An 18,220-nucleotide genomic window follows, 5' to 3' on the forward strand; every position below is an offset into this window, starting at 1 on the left:
GTTGGCGCGCGGGGCAAATATTTTAGCCTTTCAGGATCGAACGTCCTGCGTAAGTGGCTGTTTCGCCAAGCATTTCTTCGATGCGGATCAGTTGGTTGTATTTCGCCAGACGGTCAGAGCGCGACAGCGAGCCGGTTTTGATCTGGCCGCAGTTGGTCGCGACCGCAAGATCGGCGATTGTCGCGTCTTCGGTTTCGCCGGAACGGTGCGACATCACGTTGGTAAACCGCGCACGGTGCGCCATGTCGACGGCTTGCAGGGTTTCTGTCAGCGTGCCGATCTGGTTGACCTTGACCAGCATGGAATTGGCAGACCCTTTGGCGATGCCGTCTGCCAGACGGGCAGGGTTGGTCACAAACAGATCGTCACCGACCAGTTGCACCTTGTCGCCGATCAGGTCGGTCAGCATTTTCCAGCCGTCCCAGTCATCTTCGGACATGCCGTCTTCGATGCTGATGATCGGATAGTCGGAAGCAAGTTTGGCAAGGTAAGCTGCGTTTTCTTCGGACGTCAGGGACACGCCTTCGCCGACCATCTCGTATTTGCCGTTCTTGTAATATTCGGTCGCCGCACAATCGAGCGCAAGATAGATATCCTCGCCCGGTTTGTATCCTGCTTTTTCGATAGATGTCATAATGAAATCAAGCGCTTCGCGGGTAGAGCCAAGGTTGGGCGCAAAGCCGCCTTCGTCGCCGATACCGGTGTTATGACCGGCGGCAGACAGTTCTTTTTTCAGCGTGTGGAACACTTCGGACCCCATGCGCACGGCTTCGCGGATATTCGCGGCCGATACGGGCATGATCATGAATTCCTGAATGTCGATCGGGTTATCCGCATGTTCGCCGCCGTTGATGATGTTCATCATTGGCACGGGCAGGGTGCGTGCGGATGTGCCGCCGATATAGCGGAACAATGGCTGTGCTGTGAAATCAGCAGCGGCTTTGGCCACGGCCATGGACACGCCCAAGATTGCGTTGGCGCCAAGGCGGGCCTTGTTGGGGGTGCCGTCCAGTTCGATCATCGCCATGTCGATGGCGACCTGTTCGGTCGCGTCAAAGCCAAGGATCGCCTCGGCGATTTCACCGTTCACCGCAGCCACAGCCTCGAGAACACCTTTGCCCATGTAACGGGATTTATCACCGTCACGCTTTTCAACGGCCTCATGTGCGCCGGTTGATGCGCCAGACGGCACAGCCGCGCGGCCCATTGTGCCATCTTCAAGGATCACGTCCACCTCGACGGTGGGGTTCCCCCGGCTGTCAAGGATTTCGCGGGCGTGGATGTCGATGATGGTGCTCATTGGGTGCTCCGTAGCTGGTATGTTAGCGGTATCTCGCGCTCTATAGCGCGGGTTGTGACGCAAGGGAAGAGCGGCGCAGCCGTGCCTCGCGCCAAAGCGTATAAATGCCCGATGTAACAATAATTGCAGCCCCGATTAGGGTCAATGCGTCGATGGTTTCGCCAAAGACAACGATCCCGATGGTCAGCGCAAAAACAAGCCGCGTATAACGGAACGGCGCAATCAGTGACATTTGCCCGATCCGCGTGGCCGCAACCAGCATGTAATAGGCGATCACGCCCACGACAATTGCCGCAACCAGCCGCAGCGCATCAACGCCGTTCGGCACGACCATTGCCGTGCCGCTGAATGCCATGACAACCGCCCCCACAGGGACCAGCACCAAAAACGCATAAGTCGAAATCTGGCGCGAAGTGACCCCGGCAGGCACCCGTCTGGTGGCCAGATCGCGGATCGCCAGACCGATCACGCCTTGAACGGCAAACAGGGAATTTGCATCAAACCCGTCCAGCCCCGGCCGCAGTACCAGCAAAACACCGCCAAGCCCGATACAAACAGCCAGCCAGCGCCGCCAGCCCACCGTTTCGCCCAAGAACAGCGCAGCCCCGATTGTGACGGCCAAAGGTGTGGCCTGCAAAATAGCAGAAGCCGAAGAAATCGGGGTCAGCGCGATAGCGGTGACAAACCCGAAAGTGCCGATAATTTCGCCGGCGTTGCGGATCATCACGATAGGGTGCAACAAATCGCGCGACCACAGTTTGTCGCCATAGCGGTGTGCGATTAAGGCAAAGATAATGCCGCCACCCGCACCCAGCATCATCAGGATCTGCCCGACATGCAGCGCATCTGCGATCAGTTTGATAAACATGTCTTCGAAGGCAAAGCCAAGCATCGCTGCTACCATCAAAATACTGCCGCGAAAGTTGTCCATAGCTGCGCCTTAAATGGGGGTTATGGAATCGCCATACGCGTCATTGCGCGCAATGCAAAGCCACGATTGTATCAAACCGCCATCTGTATTGGTGGCAATCTACTGCTTTTTGATCGGCACCGCATAAAGTTCAAGCCGATGCCCCTTGAGCTCGTAACCCAGTTTGGCAGCGATCCGTTCTTGCAAGGCTTCGATATCGGGGTCGACAAATTCGATGACTTCGCCTGAATGCATGTCGATCAGATGGTCATGATGGTCGCGGTCGGCGGTTTCATAGCGCGCGCGCCCGTCGCCGAATTCATGCTTTTCCAGAATGCCGGTTTCTTCGAACAGCTTGACCGTCCGGTAAACTGTCGCCAGCGAAATCCCTGCATCCGCCGCCGATGCGCGCGCATATAATTCTTCGACATCGGGGTGGTCTGTCGCCGCCTCGAGCACGCTCGCGATGGTGCGGCGTTGATCGGTCATGCGCAGGCCATTGGCTTCGCAGCGGTCAAGAATTGTAGGTTTCATCGGCAACTCGAACTTTGGTCATCTGGTGATACCGCCAATCGTGGCAGGATTCCAGCCGTCGCGCGTATCTAAAACCATTTGATCCAACGCAAAATTCCGTAAACCGCCGCACCCAAGACCACCATAAGCCCGCAAAGGACCTTAAACGCCTGCGGGTGATCAACACCGGGCACGCCGCCGACATTCACCCCCAAGAGGCCGGTGATAAACCCTAGCGGCAGGAAAATCGCGGCAATCACCGACAGCGTATAGCCGTTGCGCGCGACTTTTGCTTCGTGGGTTGTGTCGATATGCGCCGAAAGCGCGCGCAGCCTGTCGCGCACTTCTTCGACTTCTTCAACGGACCGCATGACCCGATTGGCCGCATCGCGTAGCCGGTGGCGGAGCGTGTCAGGAATAATGCCACTGTGATTGATCGCCAAAGCTGTCAGCGCATCCTTGAGCGGGCCGATATGGCGGCGCAGGCGAATGGCGGTGCGCTGTGAATCATAAAGCGCCGGCACCGCCGTGACGCCTGTGTCATAAACCTGATCTTCCATTGCGTCGGCGCGTTCCTCAAGTTCGACCGACACGGTTTCAATCCGTTCAACGATGTTTTCGGTGACACGCGCAATCAAATGGCCGGGACTGGCGGGGCAATCATTTTGGGCGATCTGTTGGGCAAGGTCTTCCATTGCGAAAATTCGCAAGCGCCGCACGCTGACCACCAGACGCGGTGCCACCCAAAGTCGCAGCGACACCATATCGGCCAGCTCTTGCCCGTCGTTCAGGTTAATCCCCCGCAGCGTCAGCACAATTCCGTTGTCGTCATCATCCATGTGCGGACGCGTTTTTGCAGCCAGCAGCGCGCGCGCTGCGCGTGGCGGCATGGCGGTTTCGCACCAACCGGAAAGGGCGGGATCGGCCAGATCGAAATGCAGCCAGCGATAGGCAATTGCATCATCAATGTCGGCAGAAACTGCCGCCGCCGGTTTTGCGGTGCCGTCGGGGTAGATATCGAACCCATGCAATGCTTTAGGTAACAAGCCGCCCCTCCATCATGCGCAGGGCCGTGCCGCTGATCGTGATCGGAACGGGACGTTGGTTTTTGGTCGCTGCCATGATCAGTGACGGTCGCCCCATGTCCACGCCCTGCTGGATCGTCAGGTTTTGCGGCATGTCCAGTTCTTGGGTCAAAAGACCCGCAAGTGTCGCGGCGGCGCTGCCTGTGGCGGGGTCTTCGGGGATGTCATCAAGTGGGGCAAACATCCGCGCGTCGATCTGGTCGCCATCACGCACATAGGCATAGATCGCAAAATCAAGCCCCGCAGGGTGTGCCCGCGCCCCCTTGCGGAATGCATCAAGTTGCGGCGCACAGGCGGAAAGGCTGGCCGCGCTGTCCAGCGCAACAATGACAAACGGCAGTCCGAGGCTTGCTTGCACGGGGGCATGGATTGCTGTGTCTATTGCGGTAGCGGGCAGGCCAAGTGCGGCGGCAACCAAACCAGTATCGGGTTTGCTAATCCGTTCTAGCGGGGCGCTTGTCACAAATGATGCAACGTCGCCGTCAAAGCTGCAAGGGATCGGCCCGACGCCAAGTTCCAACACCATATCCCCGCTATGCCCTTGATCGCGCAATGCAATCGCGGTGCCAATGGTCGGGTGACCGGCAAAGGCTACTTCCATTGTCGGGGTGAAAATGCGGACCTTGGCAGTATGCGCCGGATTTTCGGGCGGATAGACAAATGTGGTCTCGGAAAAATTGAACTCGCGCGCGATCTGTTGCAGATCATCTTCGGGGAGCGCGCGCGCATCCGGGATCACAGCAAGCTGGTTGCCGCCAAAGCGGGTCTTGGTGAAAACATCATAGACAAGATAGGCGGTCATTGCGGCAGCTCCGGTTCGCGGCCTACTTTTGCGGCCACACGGGTGATCGTCAACCCTTGGACAATAATCGAAAACACCACAACAACATAGGTCGCGGTCAGGATCAGCGGCTTCCATTCGCTATCAGGCAGCGACAGGGCCAGCGCGACCGAAATCCCGCCCTTGAGCCCGCCCCATGTCATGATCGGGATCACCCCTGATGCAAAGCTGCGGAATGGTTTGAGCATCAGCACCGGCACCGCGACCGCCGCCAGACGTGCGACCAGTGCCAGCGCAATAGATGCAACGCCCGTGACGATAAAGCTGGTATCAAAAGCCACGGCAAAGACCTCGACCCCGATCATAAGGAACAAGACCGCGTTCAGGATTTCGTCGATCAGTTTCCAGAACGCATCGACATAAAGCCGCGTTTCTTCGGACATGCCGTATTTCGTGCCGACATCGCCAATCAGCAGCCCCGCACAGACCGCCATAATCGGCGCGGAGACATGCAGGTAAACCGCCAATTCATAGCCGCCGAACGCAAGGCCCAGCGTGATCAGCACCTCTAGGGAATAATCGTCAATCCGGCGCATCACGCGAAATGTCAGCCAGCCCAGCACCACGCCAAGCAAGGCACCGCCCAGCGCTTCTTGGATAAATAATTCCGCTACCGCCGCGGCCCCGCTGCCATGGCTGTCACCATGCGGGAACGCCAGTCCGACAAGGATCAAGAACACCACATAGGCAACCCCGTCATTAAACAGGCTTTCGCCCGCGATCTTGGTTTCCAGCGATTTTTGCAAATCCGCCTCACGCAAAACGCCAAGCACCGCGACCGGATCGGTGGGCGAAATCAACGCACCGAACACCAATGCGGTCAGCAAAGGCATCCCCGTCAGCCACGAAAACCCGTAACCCACAATGGCCGTCGACAATGCGATCCCGATCGTTGCCATCAGCGCGACGGGCACCCATTGGGCTTTTAGGTCGGAAATCTTGACATGCAGCGCCCCCGCAAACAGCAAAAGCCCCAACATGCCCTCAAGCAGGGCATCGGAAAAGTCGATGCTCAGCACCGTGGCGCGCACCGTGTCCTCTAGCCCGAAACCGGGCACAGCTATATCAATCAGCATCACGACAAATGATGCAAGCAAGGACACAATCAAAATGCCGATCGCGGAAGGAAGCCGCAAAAACAGATAGTTGATGGATCCGAACGCGCCCGCAAGGACAATCAGAAGCGAGGTGATTTGCAAAAGGGACATGCGGACTCCGGTATTGTTTTTCAAGTGGTAACAGGTCACCCGCCCGCCCGCTAGAATAACCTGAGCCAACTGCCCCCAAGCTGACGCGCCCGTGCGCCTGCGCCCAGTTTGAACCGTGCCAGCCCTTGCTGGTTATGCGTGTCAATCGTGCCAAGGTCGATCTGGCGCACGCCCGTTTCGGCCAATGCGCATCCGGCCGCGATTAACAGACGGTGGTGTGCCTTGCACTGTCGTCCCGCGGTGTTTGCCCAGCCCAAGTGATAGGTCGCCCCAGCGCCGTGGCGCAAGAATATCATGCCTGCGACCACAGATTTGCGCTGCATCGCGGTCCAGACCATCACGTCTTTTGGGGCTGTGTGCGCATAGGCGCGCAGGATCGCATGGGGCAGGGCGCGAAACCGCTTTTGCCTTTGTTGCGCAATGTCGGCATCCAGCAACCACTGATGTTTGGCAGCGTGAAATGGCGCCGCGGAAATCGCAAGCGCGCTGTCTTGGGCGCGCCGCCAGCTGTTGCGCCATTTGCTCCGCATTTGGGTGACCATGTCTGATTGCTGCGCAAACACGGGCAATTCGGCCACCGTCGCGGGTGTCATCAGTTGCCGGTAGCCAGCATCATAAAGCGCCTGCGCGTCGCCGCCATTGCTGTTGATCAGACGCAGATGTGCGCCACGCAGCGCATGCGGGTCGGGTTCCCCCGTCCAGACCGGACCGCGCGACACAAAACGCACCCCAAAGCGGGTGATAACCTGCACCGGTGCGGCGTCGGGCAGGGTGACGGTGTCAACCCATGTCCCCAGCCCCATAAGCGCATCGGCAAATTGCGGATGTTGTTGCAATGGCAAAATCATAGCGCTGTTAAGCCATTGGAAACCTAAAGCATGGTTAATGGCACGATGAATAAGCAAAACAAATCTGTCGCCGGTGTTGATGCACCGCCGCCCCGCCCAACCGTATTGGGGGCGGCCGTTGTGGCCGCCCTGATCGCATTTCCCGTAGGGATCACGCTATTTACGGTGGATTTACTGCTGCTTTAGTCCAATTGCACCAGCGCGTGACGTTTCTTGCCCGCGCTCAGCTTGATCGGGTTTGCCAGCGCTGCCGCGTCGATGATCAGTCCCGGGTTATCCAGCGGCGCATCGTTCAGACGCGCCCCGTTTTCACCGATCAGGCGTTTGGCGTCCTTGCCGCTTTTGGCAAGCCCAGCGCGTACGAAAAGCTGCACAACGGAAATCCCGTCACCTAATTCATCCGCCGTCAGCGTCACTGTTGGCAGATCATCGCCAATGCCGCCCCTTTCGAACACCTCGCGCGCGGTGGCTTCGGCGGCTTTGGCCGCGTCGGCACCGTGCAATAGCGTCGTGACCTCATTGGCGAGGATGATTTTCGCGGCGTTGATCTCGGACCCTTCCAGCGCGCCCAGACGGTCGCATTCTTCGACAGGCAGTTCGGTGTAAAGTTTCAGGAAACGGCCCGTGTCGGCATCGGTTGTGTTGCGCCAGAACTGCCAGAATTCATAGGGCGAAAGCATATCAGGGTTCAGCCAGACCGCGCCCGATTGGCTTTTGCCCATTTTTTTACCGTCAGATGTGGTCAAAAGCGGCGATGTCAGACCGAAAATCTGGTGATCCAACACACGACGCGTCAGGTCGATACCGTTGACAATATTGCCCCATTGGTCAGAGCCGCCCATCTGCAACAGGCAACCATAGCGGCGGTTCAATTCTAGAAAGTCATAAGCCTGCAAAATCATATAGTTGAATTCAAGAAACGACAGCGATTGTTCGCGGTCGAGCCGCGATTTCACGCTCTCGAACGACAGCATCCGGTTGATCGAAAAATGCCGCCCGATGTCGCGCAGGAAATCAAGATAGTTCAACCCATCCAGCCATTCCGCGTTATTGATCATCAGCGCGCCGTTCGGTGCGTCTGAGTAGTCAAGGTATGCCGAAAACACCTGTTTGATGCCCGCGATATTGGCGTCAATCTGTTCTGGCCCCAAAAGCGGACGCTCATCCGCGCGAAACGATGGATCACCTACCTTTGTGGTGCCGCCGCCCATCAGCGTGATCGGTTTGTGGCCGGTCTTTTGCAGCCAGCGCAGCATCATGATCTGGATCAGCGACCCGACGTGCAGCGATTTCGCCGTCGCGTCAAAGCCGATATAGGCCGGAACAACCCCGTTGCTAAGCGCGTCATCAAGCGCCTGATAATCCGTGCAATCGGCCAAAAAGCCGCGCGAGATCATTACAGACATAAATTCGGACTTTGGATGGTAGGTCATTGGCTTGTTCCTGCGGTATTCACGGTGCACTCTATAGTCAGGTCATAGCCCAAGGGAAAGCGGATGTTGAAATCTGGAATAGTGCGCGCGTTGGGAACAATGTCGGGCACCTCGCTGGACGGCGTGGATGCCGCCGTGTTGGAGACAGACGGGCAGGTGATCGCGGGCTTTGGCGCGACAGCCTACCGCCCCTATACAGATGCAGAGCGCGCAGTGCTACGCGCGCACCTGGGGCGTTGGCAAAACGATGGTGTCGCGCGTTGCGCAACGGTTGTCGAATCCGCCCATATCGCCGTGATGGCCCCGTTCGAAGAAATTGATATCGCTGGGTTTCACGGGCAAACGTTGGCCCATGATCCGGGCGAGCGCGGCACCCATCAATGTGGCAACGGACAGCATCTGGCGGATGTCTTGGGCGTGCCTGTGGCGTGGGATTTTCGCAGCCATGATGTAGCCTCGGGCGGGCAGGGCGCGCCGTTGACTCCGTTCTACCATTTTGCCTTGGCGCAATGGATCGGCGCGACGGAACCTGTCGCATTCTTAAACCTTGGCGGCGTTGGCAATATCACTTGGGTTGACCCAACGCGTGCCGATCCTGCCGATGATGGTGCGCTTTTGGCTTTTGATACCGGCCCTGCCAATGCGCCGCTGAATGATTTGATGCAGGCGCGGCTGGGGCTGGGATATGATGCGGACGGGCAGTTGGCAGCCACGGGCACAGTCGAAGATGCGATTATCCAGCGGTTCCTTAACCACCCCTATTTTGCCCAGCCCGCGCCAAAATCGCTGGACCGCGATGCATTTGCTGGGCTTTGCGCGGATGTTGCAGGCCTAAGCGATGCGGATGCGGCGGCGACGCTGACCCATGCCATTGTCGCCAGCACCGCGCAGGCGTTCCACCTGTGCCCAAGCCCGCCTGCGCGCCTGCTTGTCTGCGGGGGAGGACGCAAGAACAAAACCGTGATGCGCGGGCTTGCGCAAGTGATCGCTTGTGATGTGCAAACGGTCGAAGCCGCAGGATTAGACGGTGACATGCTCGAGGCGCAGGCTTTTGCCTTTCTGGCAGTACGCGCGGCACATGGGCTTGCGCTTTCGGCGCCCGGGACAACGGGTGTTGCTGTTGCGACCTCTGGCGGGCGCATCGCGAAACCTGCCGTCACCCACCGCGTACCCGGGTTCTAGGGGCGCCCATCGCGCAAAAGTGACAGCGCGTGATCGCGATTGCGCGATTTTTTGCACGTAGTTTCAATAATTTACGCCCGTTCCCGCCGAGCCCGTTCACAGCCGCGTGAGAGGGTATTGAACCCCGCGCAATCATGCGCAGATGTAGGCGGACGACACAAACATTAACAGGAAAGAAACCAAAATGATGAAAACATTGAAACTGGTTCAATCGAGCATGATCGCAGCGCCATTGGTATTGGCAGCAGGTATGGCCTCTGCAGGGGGGCTATCAGAACCCGTGCAGACCGTGGCCCCGACACCCGTGCCGGTGGCCGCAGCGCCAATGATGCATAGCAGCGATTGGACAGGCTTTTATGCCGGTGGGCAACTGGGCTACGGACGCGTGTCATCCGATGATCTTGTCGAAAATATCGACGGGGTGACGTATGGCGTGCACGGCGGCTATCTGTATGATCTCGGCTCTTTGGTTATTGGCGGCGAGCTGGATTTCGAAGGCACAAACGGTGAATCTGTTGCCGATGATGTGCAGGTTGACACAATCGCGCGCGCCAAGCTGCGTGTCGGCTATGACGCGGGCGATTTCCTGCCCTATTTCACCGCCGGTCTGGCACAAGCTAACGTGACCTTCTCGGGGTCTGAATTGTCTGACACAGGTGGTTTTGCCGGTCTGGGCGCTGAATACCGTGTCAGCGACAGCATCCGCGTCGGTGCCGAAGTACTGCAACACCAGTTTGAAGATTTTGACGGCACTGGCTTTGATTTTGACGCCACAACTGCCGCTGCACGCGTATCTTTCCAGTTCTAATCCCCTCGGAACTGGATATCTGCGGGCGCGGCCAATATCCCCTTGACCGTGCCCGCACAACGACAGGCCCGCAGCACATGTTGCGGGCCTTTTTATGCCATCATCGCGTCAATGGTTGCCGCATCGATACCGTTTTGCAACTGACTGAATCCCCCGCCAAACATCTGCGTCGCGGCATCATAAATCGCACGGTGCGTCACGCGGGCAAGCGCAGAGCCAAGCGAGAGGCGCGCCACGCCGAGTGCTGCAAATTCTGCGGCTGTGTAGCCTGCAAAATGCCCCGCAACCAGCGCGTTCACCGGCTTGTCCACAGCGGCACAAATCCGGCCCAGCGCCGCCATATCAGGCGGCATCGGCGCATAAAGACAATCAGCACCTGCAGCAGAAAACCCTTGTAACCGTTTGATTGCGGCCGCGGTATCGTAGCGGCCGATCATGACCCCGTCCGCGCGTGCGGTCAGGACAAAATCTTGCGGCAATGCGCGCGCGGCACTGGCGGCGGCGCGGATGCGCGCGACAGCCAGATCATAGTCATAAGGTGCGTCACCGGGCAGCGCCGTGTCCTCGATACAAATGCCCGCCAGCCCGATCTCGGCGGCCAAGCGCACCGTTTCGGCGCAGTCTTCGGGGCTATCGCCAAACCCGTTTTCAAAATCGCCCTGCACCGGCACGGTTGCGACAGACAGGATATCGCTGGCGTGGGATAATGCCTCGTCCCTTGTCAATGTCCCGCCATCCACACGGCCCAGCGTAAACGCGTGCGCGGCAGATGATGTCGCGAGCGCCTTTGCGCCCAGCGATTGCAGCATCTTTGCGCTGCCTTTGTCCCAGACATTGGCCAGAATAAACGGGTCTCCGGAAATGTGTAATTCGCGGAAAATGGTGCCTTGGTGCGTCATTGGGCTGTCCTTTGTGCATAGGTCTTTTCAAGATCAATCAGCTTTTGCTTGCGCCACAAGCCGCCCCCGTAACCGGTGAGCGATCCATCTGCGCCGATCACGCGGTGGCAGGGGATGATCAGCGCAATCTGATTGGCCCCATTGGCACGCGCCACGGCGCGGCTCGCGGTTGGCGCACCGATGGTTTGCGCCAATGTGCCATAGCTACAGGTTTGCCCTGCCGGAATATCGCGTAGCGCAGTCCAGACCTGACGCGTGAACGGCGTGCCGTGCATAACCAGCGGCACGGTAAATGCCGCGCTGTCACCGTTAAAAAACGCGGCCAGCTCATGCGCCACCTGTTCCGTTACATCCGTGCGACCGATACCAATCTCGCCTTTGACCATTTTGCGCAGGCGGGCAAGCGCGTTTGGCAGCGCCTTGCGGTCGGCGAATTCCAGCAGATGCAGCGCGCGTTTGTCGCAAACGGCAATCATATCACCCAAAGGGGTCGGGATATGGGCCGCGCGTAACAGCGCGTCTTTGGCGAAATTGCCGGGGGCCGTGCCCATCAGTTTTGCAAAAGCCGCCCGAAAGGCGGCGGGGCTGTCAAACCCCGCGTCAAGCTGCGCGTCGATTACTTTGCCGGATGCAAGCGTGGTGAACCCGTTGGCCAGCCGCCGTTGGCGCGCCATGTCCAGAAATGTCATGCCAAAATGGCGCTTGAACGCGCGCCGCACTGTGGACGGGTCCAACCCCATGCGGGTCAGATCGGATTCGGACCAGCGGCGCATCGGGTCCGCGTCCAATGCGGCCAGCAATCCGGTCACGCTTGGGTCACTTTGCGCGGCAGGCGTCAGCGGGTGGCAGCGTTTGCAGGGCCTGAACCCCGCATGAATGCAATCCGCGACATCGCTGTAAAAATGACAGTTTTCGCGTTTGGGTTTGCGCGCGGGGCAGGTCAGGCGACAGAATATACCGGTCGAGGAAACGCCGACAAAAGCGCGACCATCATAGGCATCATCGCGGGTGACTAAGGCTTCATAAAGCACGTCATCAGGGGGAAGGGTCATCAACATGGCCCCAACCTATGCGATTCGCATCCCCTTTGCCGCCTGAAATCGGGCGTCTATTGATTGATGCAGCTTGCCGCAAAATCCAGCACTTGCCCGAGCGCGGCGATATAGCGATCATCATCAATCGTCATCGCGATCCGGATATGCCCCGCCGCCGCCTGACCAAAGCTTTCGCCGGGCATCACCGCGATATGGGTTGCATCCAACAGCGCGTTGGCAAAGCCTTCGCCCGACATGCCCGTCGCGCGGATATCCAGCATCAGATACATCGCGCCCTGCGATGGGACCGCCTTAACGATGTTTTGCCCTGCAAGCAGATCCATTGACAGCGCGCGCCGCCTGCAAAAGGGGGCCGCGACCTGTTCTTCGACGCTTGTCCCCTGGCCCAGCGCAAATTGCGCCGCGTCCTGAATATAGCCCGCAACCCCATAGGTCGTATGTGTGGCAAGATCTGTCAGATGCGCGATCACCGGTTCAGGCGCGCAGATCCAGCCGACGCGGCTGCCGGTCATCGCGTGGCTTTTGGACATCGACCCGACGACAAGCGTGCGGTCCGCCATATCCGGCAGGGCGCGCGGGCTGATATGGTCGCCTTCCCAGACTTGGGTGTCGTAAACTTCGTCCGAGATCAGCCAAAGATCATGGTCACGGCAGGTGGTCGCAATCGCCTGCATTGTTTGCCCGCTATAAACGGCACCCGTTGGGTTATTGGGGCTATTCACCAACAGCGATCTTGCGCCGCTTGCCGCCCTTTGCAAGGCGTCCAATGTCGGCTGAAATCCGGTGTCGGGTGAGGTGATAATCGGCTTTGGTACCGCCCCAACAGATCGGATCGTGCCGGGGTAGGTCACATAATAGGGATCAATAAAAAGCGCTGTATCGCCCGGATTGCAGGTGGCGTGATGCGCGGCAAATAGCCCAGCTTGACCACCCGGCGTGACCAGAATATTGGCGGCGGTGGTAGGCACGCCTGTGCGTGTGGCGATCCGCGTTGCAATCGCGTCGCGCAAAGCATCGGTGCCCGGCACCGCCGCATAGCCAGTGTGCCCAGCCAATGCCGCCTTGTGCATGGCGTTCAAAATATCGGGATGGGTGCGGATATCATGTTCACCGATGTTCAGTTCGGTCACGGCGATGCCATCCGCGATCATCCGGCGCGCGCGGTAAAACGTGTCCCACCCGTCAGAGCCGCCACCCGTGATATGTGTAATGTGATCAGAAAGTTGCATAGCGCATGGCAATCCCAGTACGGCGTAGATGTCAACCATCCAGACCGGTCAAATTGCGCGGGCCTGTGCCTTCGGCGGATTTGACATCGGCGGGATTATAAAGCGCGCAGCTTTGCAAACTCAGACAGCCGCAGCCGATACAGCCATCCAATTTGTCGCGCAGATCCGTTAGGGCGGCAATGCGCGCGTCAATCTTGCGGCGAAAGCCTTTGCTGATGCGGGTCCAGTCGGCCTTGCTGGGCGCCTTATGGGCGGGCAAACCGCGCAGATGGTCGGCGATCTCATCGAGCGAAAACCCCAATTTCTGGGCGGCCATCACAAATGACAGCCGCCTGATATCCGCGCGCCCATAGCGGCGATGCCCGCCCGCATTGCGCAGCGGGGCCACAATGCCGTGGGTCTCATAAAACCGTATAGCCGAGACCGCCAAACCCGTGCGTGCGGCCAGATCGCCAATCGATAGTCCAGCGGCCATGAAAATAATCCTTGATCTAAAGTTAACTTGAGAAATTAGAACTGAATACACGCAAGAAATCCAGAGGAATCATCAATGACCCATGCCAGCCACCGCTATTTTGTTAACGACCCGCAGACCGCCGCAGCACTGCGCCGTGACGGCATTGGCTGGGATCATGATCCGCAAAGCCTCATCTTGCCACGGCTTGCGCGGCCCCGGTTGATCGCGCGCATTTTACACAAAAAAGGAACCCGAAAATGAGCCAGCTTGAACACGTCAACATCACCGTTTCAGACCCCAAAGCCACTGCAAGAATGCTGGAACAAATCTTTGGCTGGCATATCCGTTGGGAAGGCGCGGCAATGGGCGGCGCGGGCTATACGCTGCATGTGGGCAATGATGATTGCTATGTCGCGGTTTATTCCGGCTCTGACCCCACGCAGACCGTGCCCAAGGCAGATGCCAGCTATCAAACCCGCGGCGCGATGAACCATATTGGTATCGTCGTGGATGATCTGGACCTGATCGCCGAAAAGGTTAGCGCGATGGGTTTCAATGCCCATAGTCATGCCGATTACGAGCCCGGCCGTAGGTTCTATTTTCACGACGATGACGGCGTTGAATTTGAGGTTATCAGCTATGCCTGACACCAAGGCTTGACCCTGCCTGCCGCCCTGCCATTCTATCCGCGAATGGGGGGCGGTATGGCACAATACATCGCATTTTTGCGCGGCATTAACGTCGGCGGGCATCGCAAGATTCCAATGGCGGATTTGCGCGCGCTTTGCCTGAAACGCGCGGGGGTGACGGCTGTGCGCAGCTATATCGCCTCGGGAAATCTGGTGATTGATGCGGACCGGTCGGGTGCGGAACTGGCTCTGGAAATCCAAAACGCCATTGCTGATACTTTTGGGTTTGACGTACCGATTGTTGTTTTTGACGCAGATGCGATGCGGCAGGTTCTGGCCAATTGCCCCTTTCCCGATGGCAAAGGCAACCAGGTGCACGGGTTTTTATGTCTGGATCAGCCCGCGCTGGATCAGGGCCGGATTGATGCGCTCGGGCGCGCATCAGAGGCCTTGGTTTGTGTAGACCGTACTGTTTGGGTGCACACGCCCGAGGGTGTTGCGACCTCGAAACTGATGGCGGGCATGGAATCATGTATCGGCCCCGCCACGGCCCGCAATTTGAATACCCTGCGCAAAATGGTGGAAATGCTGGACGGCTAGGCATTTGCCTGCTACGCATCCCCTATGAAGAGCATGAGCATCATTATTTGCTGCATTATTACCTGCTGACATCTGTCGCGGGCTGCTCTTTCACGTTTCAATTGAATGCTGAACTTGGTAAGCCCGCCGGCAAAACCCGTGCGTGAGGCGTTATGACAACTATCCGGCTACAAAATACAAAATCCCGCAAGCGCGAGGATTTTACCCCGATCGACCCGCAAAACGTGCGGATGTATGTCTGTGGGCCAACGGTTTATGACCGCGCGCATCTTGGCAATGCGCGACCAGTGGTTGTGTTTGACGTTCTTTATCGTTTGCTGCGCCATGTTTACGGACCTGATCACGTCACCTATGTGCGCAATTTCACGGATGTGGATGACCGGATCAATGAAACCGCGCAAAAACGCAAAGCCGCCGGTGTTACAGGTACGCTCGAAGAGCTGATCCATGCGCGTTCTGACGAAACAATTGCGTGGTATCATGCCGATATGGATGAGCTGGGTGCGCTGCGCCCAAATGAGGCGCCGCGCGCAACCACATTTGTACCACAGATGATCGCGATGATCGCAGACCTTATTGCCAAAGGGCACGCCTATGCGGACGGTGCAGGCCATGTGCTGTTTGCGGTGAAATCCTATGCCAAATACGGCGCGCTTTCGGGTCGTTCCACCGATGATATGATCGCAGGCGCGCGGGTGGAAATCGCGGATAACAAACGCGATCCGATGGATTTTGTGCTTTGGAAACCTTCAAGCGACGATCTGCCCGGCTGGGATAGCCCTTGGGGGCGGGGCCGCCCGGGCTGGCATATCGAATGCTCGGCCATGGCGCATGATCTGCTGGGCGAAAGCTTTGATATTCATGGCGGCGGCAACGATTTGATGTTCCCGCACCACGAAAACGAGATCGCGCAAAGCTGCTGTGCCGCGGGCCATGCCGATGATGGGACGGGTTTTGCAAATTATTGGCTGCACAATGAAATGCTGCAGGTCGAGGGCAAGAAAATGTCCAAGTCACTGGGCAATTTCTTTACCGTGCGCGATCTGCTGGATCAGGGCGTGCCCGGCGAAGTGATCCGTTTCGTGTTCCTGCAAACGCATTACCGCAAGCCGATGGATTGGACGGCGGAAAAGGCGGAACAGGCGGCTGCGACACTTAAAAAATGGCGCACACTAACTGCGGGCCTTGAACCCCATAGTGAAGCCGATGACCTTGTTGTTGAACATTTGTGCAATGATTTAAATACGCCATCTGCAATCGTGCAGCTACACCGCCTTGCGCAGGACGTTTCATATGACAAATTAGGTCTTCGTAAGCTTCTGACGTCGGCGCGGTTGCTCGGGTTGCTGCAGGACGAAATGGGTGATTGGGCTGCCTCACCCCAGATAAGTGAAAACATAAATGTGTTAATTGGTCGGATTATGGCTGAGCGCCAGCAAGCTAAAGACCTGAAGGATTGGGGGCGTGCAGACGAATTGCGAGGCCGGTTGATCCAAGCAGGAGTGAAAATTAGCGAAAGTAAAGATAGTTACACGTTCGAAATTGGTTCGGATTTTGACGCTTCCAAACTGGAGGGGCTGCTATGAGCAAAGAACGTCTTTACCTTTTTGATACGACGCTACGCGACGGCGCGCAGACCCAAGGTGTGCAGTTTTCGGCAGATGAAAAACGCAAGATTGCGGCGGTGCTGGATAATCTCGGGCTTGATTACATCGAAGGCGGCTGGCCCGGCGCGAACCCGACAGATACCGAATTCTTTGCTGACGCGCCCAAGACTCGCGCGACGATGACCGCTTTTGGCATGACCAAACGGTTGGGCCGGTCGGCCGAGAATGACGATATCCTGGCCGAGGTGATCAACGCCGGCACGCCTGCCGTCTGTCTGGTTGGCAAATCGCATGATTTTCATGTGACCACGGCGCTTGGCATCACGTTGGAAGAAAACACCGAAAACCTGCGCGCAAGTTTTGCCTATCTCAAAACGAAGGGCCGCGAAGCCCTGTTTGACGCCGAGCATTTCTTTGACGGCTATAAATCCAATCCGGAATATGCGCTTGAGGCGATCCATGCGGCCTATGACGCGGGCGCGCGCTGGATCGTACTGTGTGATACCAATGGCGGCACCCTGCCACATGAGGTCAGCGAGATTGTCACTGCGGTGATTGCCAGTGGTATTCCCGGTGATCATCTGGCGATCCACACGCATAACGACACCGAAAACGCAGTCGCCAACACCTTGGCCGCTGTTATGGCCGGTTGCCGGCAAGTGCAGGGGACGCTGAACGGTCTTGGCGAGCGTTGCGGCAATGCGAACCTGACGACCCTGATCCCGACGTTCTTGCTCAAGGAACCTTTTGCCAGCAAGTTCGAAACCGGCGTTAGCCTTGATGCGCTCAAAGGTCTGCGCAAAGCCTCTCGGATGCTCGATGATATTTTGAACCGTGTGCCGGCCAAACAGGCGGCCTATGTCGGGGCATCGGCCTTTGCGCATAAATCGGGCTTGCATGCTTCGGCCATCGCCAAGGACCCGTCCACCTATGAACATATCGACCCCGCTTCTGTCGGCAATAGCCGCATTGTGCCGATGTCGAACCAAGCCGGACAATCGAACCTGCGCGCCCGTTTGGCGGATGCCGGAATTGATGTTGATCTGGGCAATCCCGCGCTCGCCCGTATTGTTGAACGGATCAAGGAAAAGGAAGCCCAAGGGTTTTCCTATGACACCGCCGCCGCCAGTTTTGAGCTGCTTGCGCGGGCCGAGCTGGGCACATTGCCCAAGTTTTTCGAAGTCAAACGCTACCGTGTGACCATTGAACGGCGCAGGAACAAGCGCGGCAAAATGGTGTCGCTGTCCGAAGCCGTGGTCGTGACCAAGGTGAACGGCGAACGGTTTTTGAACGTCTCCGAAAGTCAGGGACCGGACGGGTCGGATCAGGGGCCGGTCAACGCGCTTTCGCGGGCCTTGTCCAAGGATCTCGGCCCGTATCAGGCCTATATCGAAGACATGCAGCTGGTTGATTTCAAAGTGCGGATCACCAATGGCGGGACCGAGGCCGTGACCCGCGTGATTATTGACAGCGAAGACGGGCAGGGGCGGCGTTGGTCCACTGTCGGGGTCAGCGCCAACATTGTGGATGCATCATTTGACGCATTGGTGGATGCGATCAATTGGAAACTGATCCGTGACGGGGCAAAGGGCTGAATTTTTGAGTATTTTTGGCAA

Annotated in this window: 20 protein-coding genes; 8 read left to right on the forward strand and 12 right to left on the reverse strand. The window is 57.9% G+C overall.

Annotation, left to right across the window (positions count from 1 at the left end):
- Nucleotides 1–22: 22 nt before the first annotated feature.
- From eno to BM320_RS05710, 7 genes are all read right to left on the reverse strand, one after another.
- The gene (gene eno, locus BM320_RS05680) at nucleotides 23–1,300 is read right to left on the reverse strand and encodes a phosphopyruvate hydratase (protein ID WP_090197503.1); all 1,278 of its coding nucleotides are present in this window, start codon (nucleotides 1,298–1,300) and stop codon (nucleotides 23–25) included.
- A 40-nt stretch (nucleotides 1,301–1,340) separates the two neighbouring features.
- Nucleotides 1,341–2,231 carry a DMT family transporter gene (locus tag BM320_RS05685; protein WP_090197505.1) on the reverse strand — a complete coding sequence of 297 codons (891 nt, stop codon included), beginning with the start codon at nucleotides 2,229–2,231 and terminating at the stop codon, nucleotides 1,341–1,343.
- Between the two features lie 99 nt (nucleotides 2,232–2,330).
- Entirely contained in the window at nucleotides 2,331–2,744 is a 414-nt protein-coding gene (locus tag BM320_RS05690) for a Fur family transcriptional regulator (protein WP_090197506.1), read from the reverse strand.
- Between the two features lie 68 nt (nucleotides 2,745–2,812).
- Nucleotides 2,813–3,769, reverse strand: coding sequence for a CorA family divalent cation transporter (locus BM320_RS05695; protein WP_090197507.1), 957 nt, complete (start codon nucleotides 3,767–3,769; stop codon nucleotides 2,813–2,815).
- Nucleotides 3,759–4,610, reverse strand: a complete 852-nt coding sequence (locus BM320_RS05700) for a PhzF family protein (RefSeq protein WP_090197509.1) — start codon at nucleotides 4,608–4,610, stop codon at nucleotides 3,759–3,761. Before BM320_RS05700 ends, BM320_RS05695 begins: the two co-directional genes overlap by 11 nt.
- The gene (locus tag BM320_RS05705; protein WP_090197511.1) at nucleotides 4,607–5,857 is read right to left on the reverse strand and encodes a cation:proton antiporter; all 1,251 of its coding nucleotides are present in this window, start codon (nucleotides 5,855–5,857) and stop codon (nucleotides 4,607–4,609) included. The genes BM320_RS05700 and BM320_RS05705 overlap by 4 nt, the downstream gene beginning before the upstream one ends.
- Nucleotides 5,858–5,907: 50 nt before the next feature.
- Entirely contained in the window at nucleotides 5,908–6,705 is a 798-nt protein-coding gene (locus BM320_RS05710; protein WP_090197513.1) for a GNAT family N-acetyltransferase, read from the reverse strand.
- Between the two features lie 45 nt (nucleotides 6,706–6,750).
- On the opposite strand from BM320_RS05710, the gene BM320_RS16360 reads away from it, so the two are divergent.
- Complete coding sequence (locus tag BM320_RS16360; protein ID WP_165614958.1) at nucleotides 6,751–6,891, forward strand: hypothetical protein; 141 nt, start codon at nucleotides 6,751–6,753, stop codon at nucleotides 6,889–6,891.
- Here the strand turns inward: BM320_RS16360 and tyrS are convergent.
- A complete protein-coding gene (gene tyrS, locus BM320_RS05715; RefSeq protein WP_090197514.1) occupies nucleotides 6,888–8,138 on the reverse strand; it encodes a tyrosine--tRNA ligase in 1,251 nt (416 codons plus the stop codon). The genes BM320_RS16360 and tyrS overlap by 4 nt on opposite strands.
- Nucleotides 8,139–8,201: 63 nt before the next feature.
- On the opposite strand from tyrS, the gene BM320_RS05720 reads away from it, so the two are divergent.
- Nucleotides 8,202–9,320 (forward strand): anhydro-N-acetylmuramic acid kinase, encoded by a 1,119-nt coding sequence (locus BM320_RS05720; protein ID WP_090197516.1) that lies wholly within the window; start codon nucleotides 8,202–8,204, stop codon nucleotides 9,318–9,320.
- Between the two features lie 184 nt (nucleotides 9,321–9,504).
- A complete protein-coding gene (locus BM320_RS05725; protein ID WP_090197517.1) occupies nucleotides 9,505–10,128 on the forward strand; it encodes an outer membrane protein in 624 nt (207 codons plus the stop codon).
- Nucleotides 10,129–10,220: 92 nt separating this feature from the next.
- On the opposite strand, the gene BM320_RS05730 is transcribed toward BM320_RS05725, so the two are convergent.
- The 4 genes from BM320_RS05730 to soxR are packed head-to-tail and all read right to left on the reverse strand — an operon-like array spanning nucleotide 10,221 to nucleotide 13,786.
- Nucleotides 10,221–11,027: an isocitrate lyase/PEP mutase family protein gene (locus BM320_RS05730; protein ID WP_090197519.1), complete on the reverse strand. Its 807-nt coding sequence runs from the start codon at nucleotides 11,025–11,027 to the stop codon at nucleotides 10,221–10,223.
- A complete protein-coding gene (locus BM320_RS05735; protein WP_090197521.1) occupies nucleotides 11,024–12,085 on the reverse strand; it encodes a bifunctional transcriptional activator/DNA repair enzyme AdaA in 1,062 nt (353 codons plus the stop codon). The genes BM320_RS05730 and BM320_RS05735 overlap by 4 nt, the downstream gene beginning before the upstream one ends.
- Nucleotides 12,086–12,135: 50 nt before the next feature.
- Nucleotides 12,136–13,311 carry a pyridoxal phosphate-dependent aminotransferase gene (locus BM320_RS05740; RefSeq protein WP_090200398.1) on the reverse strand — a complete coding sequence of 392 codons (1,176 nt, stop codon included), beginning with the start codon at nucleotides 13,309–13,311 and terminating at the stop codon, nucleotides 12,136–12,138.
- 31 nt (nucleotides 13,312–13,342) lie between these two features.
- Complete coding sequence (soxR, locus tag BM320_RS05745) at nucleotides 13,343–13,786, reverse strand: redox-sensitive transcriptional activator SoxR (RefSeq protein ID WP_090197522.1); 444 nt, start codon at nucleotides 13,784–13,786, stop codon at nucleotides 13,343–13,345.
- A gap of 75 nt (nucleotides 13,787–13,861) precedes the next feature.
- On the opposite strand from soxR, the gene BM320_RS16365 reads away from it, so the two are divergent.
- From BM320_RS16365 to cimA, 5 genes are all read left to right on the forward strand, one after another.
- Nucleotides 13,862–14,029: a hypothetical protein gene (locus BM320_RS16365; protein WP_165614994.1), complete on the forward strand. Its 168-nt coding sequence runs from the start codon at nucleotides 13,862–13,864 to the stop codon at nucleotides 14,027–14,029.
- Entirely contained in the window at nucleotides 14,026–14,415 is a 390-nt protein-coding gene (locus BM320_RS05750; protein ID WP_090197524.1) for a VOC family protein, read from the forward strand. Before BM320_RS16365 ends, BM320_RS05750 begins: the two co-directional genes overlap by 4 nt.
- 57 nt (nucleotides 14,416–14,472) lie before the next feature.
- Nucleotides 14,473–14,997 (forward strand): DUF1697 domain-containing protein, encoded by a 525-nt coding sequence (locus BM320_RS05755; RefSeq protein ID WP_165614995.1) that lies wholly within the window; start codon nucleotides 14,473–14,475, stop codon nucleotides 14,995–14,997.
- A 152-nt stretch (nucleotides 14,998–15,149) separates the two neighbouring features.
- Entirely contained in the window at nucleotides 15,150–16,583 is a 1,434-nt protein-coding gene (gene cysS / locus BM320_RS05760; protein ID WP_090197533.1) for a cysteine--tRNA ligase, read from the forward strand.
- Nucleotides 16,580–18,199 (forward strand): citramalate synthase, encoded by a 1,620-nt coding sequence (cimA, locus tag BM320_RS05765; protein ID WP_090197535.1) that lies wholly within the window; start codon nucleotides 16,580–16,582, stop codon nucleotides 18,197–18,199. The genes cysS and cimA overlap by 4 nt, the downstream gene beginning before the upstream one ends.
- Nucleotides 18,200–18,220: the final 21 nt, after the last annotated feature.

Source organism: Yoonia tamlensis (assembly GCF_900115105.1).
Taxonomy (GTDB): Bacteria; Pseudomonadota; Alphaproteobacteria; order Rhodobacterales; family Rhodobacteraceae; genus Yoonia; species Yoonia tamlensis.

What these genes read in the sequence shown, in the direction of transcription:
- eno (WP_090197503.1), bottom strand. Translation starts at nt 1,300, where the DNA reads ATGAGCACCATCATCGACATCCACGCCCGCGAAATCCTTGACAGCCGG.
- BM320_RS05685 (WP_090197505.1), bottom strand. Translation starts at nt 2,231, where the DNA reads ATGGACAACTTTCGCGGCAGTATTTTGATGGTAGCAGCGATGCTTGGC.
- BM320_RS05690 (WP_090197506.1), bottom strand. Translation starts at nt 2,744, where the DNA reads ATGAAACCTACAATTCTTGACCGCTGCGAAGCCAATGGCCTGCGCATG.
- BM320_RS05700 (WP_090197509.1), bottom strand. Translation starts at nt 4,610, where the DNA reads ATGACCGCCTATCTTGTCTATGATGTTTTCACCAAGACCCGCTTTGGC.
- BM320_RS05705 (WP_090197511.1), bottom strand. Translation starts at nt 5,857, where the DNA reads ATGTCCCTTTTGCAAATCACCTCGCTTCTGATTGTCCTTGCGGGCGCG.
- BM320_RS05710 (WP_090197513.1), bottom strand. Translation starts at nt 6,705, where the DNA reads ATGATTTTGCCATTGCAACAACATCCGCAATTTGCCGATGCGCTTATG.
- BM320_RS16360 (WP_165614958.1), top strand. Translation starts at nt 6,751, where the DNA reads ATGAATAAGCAAAACAAATCTGTCGCCGGTGTTGATGCACCGCCGCCC.
- tyrS (WP_090197514.1), bottom strand. Translation starts at nt 8,138, where the DNA reads ATGACCTACCATCCAAAGTCCGAATTTATGTCTGTAATGATCTCGCGC.
- BM320_RS05720 (WP_090197516.1), top strand. Translation starts at nt 8,202, where the DNA reads ATGTTGAAATCTGGAATAGTGCGCGCGTTGGGAACAATGTCGGGCACC.
- BM320_RS05725 (WP_090197517.1), top strand. Translation starts at nt 9,505, where the DNA reads ATGATGAAAACATTGAAACTGGTTCAATCGAGCATGATCGCAGCGCCA.
- BM320_RS05730 (WP_090197519.1), bottom strand. Translation starts at nt 11,027, where the DNA reads ATGACGCACCAAGGCACCATTTTCCGCGAATTACACATTTCCGGAGAC.
- BM320_RS05735 (WP_090197521.1), bottom strand. Translation starts at nt 12,085, where the DNA reads ATGTTGATGACCCTTCCCCCTGATGACGTGCTTTATGAAGCCTTAGTC.
- BM320_RS05740 (WP_090200398.1), bottom strand. Translation starts at nt 13,311, where the DNA reads ATGCAACTTTCTGATCACATTACACATATCACGGGTGGCGGCTCTGAC.
- soxR (WP_090197522.1), bottom strand. Translation starts at nt 13,786, where the DNA reads ATGGCCGCTGGACTATCGATTGGCGATCTGGCCGCACGCACGGGTTTG.
- BM320_RS16365 (WP_165614994.1), top strand. Translation starts at nt 13,862, where the DNA reads ATGACCCATGCCAGCCACCGCTATTTTGTTAACGACCCGCAGACCGCC.
- BM320_RS05750 (WP_090197524.1), top strand. Translation starts at nt 14,026, where the DNA reads ATGAGCCAGCTTGAACACGTCAACATCACCGTTTCAGACCCCAAAGCC.
- BM320_RS05755 (WP_165614995.1), top strand. Translation starts at nt 14,473, where the DNA reads ATGGCACAATACATCGCATTTTTGCGCGGCATTAACGTCGGCGGGCAT.
- cysS (WP_090197533.1), top strand. Translation starts at nt 15,150, where the DNA reads ATGACAACTATCCGGCTACAAAATACAAAATCCCGCAAGCGCGAGGAT.
- cimA (WP_090197535.1), top strand. Translation starts at nt 16,580, where the DNA reads ATGAGCAAAGAACGTCTTTACCTTTTTGATACGACGCTACGCGACGGC.